Source organism: Streptomyces albidus (ex Kaewkla and Franco 2022) (genome assembly GCF_013870515.1).
Classification (GTDB): Bacteria; Actinomycetota; Actinomycetes; order Streptomycetales; family Streptomycetaceae; genus Streptomyces; species Streptomyces albidus.
The window spans coordinates 1-1,684 of sequence record NZ_JACBXA010000485.1; the positions used below are offsets into that span (position 1 = coordinate 1).

The following is a 1,684-nucleotide window of genomic DNA, read 5'->3' on the forward strand; positions in this document are numbered from 1 at the left end:
CGCGGGACCACCTGGGCCGGCGCTTCGCCGTCGAGTTCGCCGTCGGCAACGGATCGAGCCAGCTCGCCATCATCGGACTCGGCCTGCTCACCGGCCCGTTGACGGTCGGCGCACTGCGCGGCGCCAGCACTCTCTTCGGCCCGATGAACGTGCTGTGCAACTCGGCCACCGCCTTCGGTCCGCCCCTGCTCCGCCGCGCCGGGAGCACCAGAGCGACCGTCCGTACGACACTCGCGCTCGCTGCCGTCCTCGCCACGACGGCCGCCGCATGGGCGGTGCTGCTGGCGGCGCTTCCCGACAGCGCCGGTCGCCAAGTCCTCGGTGACACCTGGGACGTGGCCTCCCGGCTGCTCCCCGCCACCGGCGGTCAGTACGTGGCCATCGCGCTCGGCACCAGCGCGCTGCTGGCCCTGCGAGTGCTGCGTCCCAAGGCCACGCTGACCATCCAGGTGATCTTCTCGCTCGGCACGGTCGCCTTCCTCGTCGCCGGATTCGCCCTGAACGGCGTCCTCGGAGCGGCCTGGGGGCTGTGCGCGGGGTCCGCGCTCAAGGCGGCTGCCCTGTGGCTGCGCACCGCACACGTCGGAGACAACAAGGCAGTGGAGAAGGGGGAGTTCACCGATGACAGACCGCAGCCTGCGGGACTTCACGGGCAAGGGCTATGACAAGGGGCGTCCGCTGCCCGTGCAGGCGCTCTGGTTCGCCGTGCTCCATCTGGCCTTCCGCGCCTGGTGGTTCCCCGCCCGGCTGCGTCCGCCGCTTCTGCGGGCGTTCGGCGCACGCATCGGATCCCGCGTCATCATCCGTCGTGGCGTACGGGTTCAGTGGCCGTGGAAACTGGCCGTCGGCGACGACGTGTGGATCGGCGAGGACGCCTGGTTCATGAACCTGGAACCGGTCACCCTGGAGAACGACGTGTGCGTCTCCCAGGGCGCCGTCCTGTGCACGGGAAGCCATCAACGCCTCTCTCCCACCTTCGAGTTCGACAACGCGCCCATCCATCTGTGCTCGGGTTCGTGGGTCGCCGTCCGTGCCGTCGTGCTGCGAGGCGTGACGGTCGGGAAGGGAGCGGTGGTCGGCGCCAACGCCGTGGCGCACCGTGATGTGGCCGCCGGGGACGTGCTCTCCGCAGGCGCGGCGAGAAGCAGAGCCGGCGGTACGCCGTGAAGATCGCCCACGTCGTCACGCTCGTCAGTGACGGCGGCGCGTACGGGGGCCCGGTGAGCGTGGCCACCGCTCAGCTCGGTGAACTCGCCTCCCGGGGCCACGAGACCGTACTGCTGTCCCTGTGGAGCGGCAGCGGCCCGGCGCCCGGCCACTGGGACGGGGTGCCGCTCGAAGCACCCCGCGCCCTCCCTCTGATCCCGGGCACGGGCTTCCTCGGACTGTTCAACCCCCGTCTCCTGCAAAGGCTTTGGCGCCACGCCCGCAGCGCCGACGTCGTGCACGTGCACGCGGGCCGCGATCTGGTCTCCCTCTCGGCGCTGGCCGTGGCGTTGCTGCGCCGCCGCCCGCTCGTCGTACAGACCCACGGAATGGTGCAGCCCCGTGACAGCGCGGTGGCGCTCTTCTTCGACCGTCTGTACGTGCCGCTGCTGCGCCGGGCCCGCGCGTGCCTGGTGCTGACCGAGTGCCTTGAACATCGCAGCGGCCCGCTCCGCCTCCTCCACGGTCAGCGGCCGTT

General features: G+C 71.4%; 2 protein-coding genes and 1 pseudogene. All 3 read left to right on the forward strand.

The annotated features are described in order from the left end of the window. Positions 1-665 (forward strand): annotated as a pseudogene (locus H5J26_RS30760) (hypothetical protein); the annotation flags it as partial. Beyond that, positions 622-1,167, forward strand: coding sequence for a putative colanic acid biosynthesis acetyltransferase (locus H5J26_RS30765; protein ID WP_181769220.1), 546 nt, complete (start codon positions 622-624; stop codon positions 1,165-1,167). The pseudogene H5J26_RS30760 and the gene H5J26_RS30765, both read left to right, overlap by 44 nt. Continuing rightward, a partial coding sequence (locus H5J26_RS30770; protein ID WP_181769221.1) for a glycosyltransferase occupies positions 1,164-1,684 on the forward strand: 521 nt, incomplete at its 3' end. The genes H5J26_RS30765 and H5J26_RS30770, both read left to right, overlap by 4 nt.